The 1,258-nt window shown below is 74.0% G+C and carries 2 protein-coding genes; both read right to left on the reverse strand.

The window, feature by feature from the left end:
- A partial coding sequence (locus AC31A1_RS51605) for an AtzH-like domain-containing protein (protein ID WP_489659942.1) occupies window positions 1–810 on the reverse strand: 810 nt, incomplete at its 3' end.
- Window positions 807–1,258, reverse strand: a 452-nt coding sequence (locus AC31A1_RS51610; RefSeq protein ID WP_489659943.1) for a cupin domain-containing protein, incomplete at its 5' end; no start/stop codon positions are given. The genes AC31A1_RS51605 and AC31A1_RS51610, both read right to left, overlap by 4 nt.

Raw genomic sequence — 1,258 nt, forward strand, 5'->3', positions numbered from 1 at the left:
GCAGTAGGAAGCGGGGACGCGGATCGAGCCGGCGGTGTCGGTGGCCAGCCCCAGGTCCGCCCAGCCGCGGGCCACGGCAGCGGCCGGTCCGCTGCTGGAGCCGCCGGTGATCCGGCCGGGGGCGGCGGAGTTGACGGGGGCGCCGTAGTGCGCGTTGGTCCCGGCGAGGCTGAAGGCCAGTTCGTCGGTCTGGGCGATCCCGGTGAGTTCGGCTCCCGCGTCGAGCAGCCGCCGTACGGCAGTTGCGTGCGTGGGCTCCGTGGGGGCCTCGGCCAGCCAGGTGGGGTTGCCCGCACCGACGCGCTGCCCCGCCACCGCGAACAGGTCCTTCACGGCGACGCGGATGTGGGCGAGCGGGCCCTGTCCGCTGGACGCCAACAGCGGCCGGCCGTCTCCCTGACCACCCGCCACGCGCCACACCGCCGGATCCGGGCGCTCGTCCGGAGGCGGTGCGGATACGGCACTCACGTGCGCGGCGGCGATCCGCCATCCGGTGTCGGTGTGCTGCCACACCTGGGTCTGGAGCCCGCGCGATCCGTCCTCCCGCCGGGTCTCGGCGGTCACGACCGCGACGCGCGGTGCCGGCCGGACCACATGCACCCGCTCGACGACCCGCGCCGGAGCGCCGCCCCTCCCCCGCCGGAAGTCGGCGATGGCGGCGTGGCCCACCAGCACGGTGTCGCCCTCGGCGCGCAGGGTGCCGGGGGTGTCCAGGAACCAGTGGTCCAGGCCGGTCAGGTCATTGGCGCCCAAGGCCTGTTCGTATGCCCAGAAGGCAGCGAGGAGGTCCGCGTCCGGGGAGTCGGTCACGACGTGCCCGCCCGCAGTACGGCCAGGTCCTGCTCGTCGAGCGTGGCCAGCGGGCCGCGTTCGATGAGGTCGGCGAAGCCCTCGTCGGGGGACATGACGGTGAGGGTGTAGAGGCGTTCGGTGGCGGAGGTGTTGACGATGCGGTGCTTGGACCCGGTGGGCAGCACCAGGACGTCGCCGGGGGCGAGGTCGCGTTCGTGCTCGTCGCTGGCGGCACGGCCCTGGCCGGCGAGCACGACGAACGTCTCGACCGACTCGGGATGCCAGTTGAGGGGCTGGGCGCCGCCCGGTTCCCAGACCTCGAAGACGACCGTGGTCGGCGAGCCGTCACGGGGGCCGGTGAGCACGGCGAGTTTGACGGTGTCGCCCGCTGTGATGTGGTGGGCGGTGATCTGACGCAGTGGGGTGTGCAGCGGGGGGTTGGCCATGGCGGGCTCCCGGAGTGGTC

The sequence above is a fragment of the Streptomyces sp. P5F9 genome (assembly GCF_057961495.1).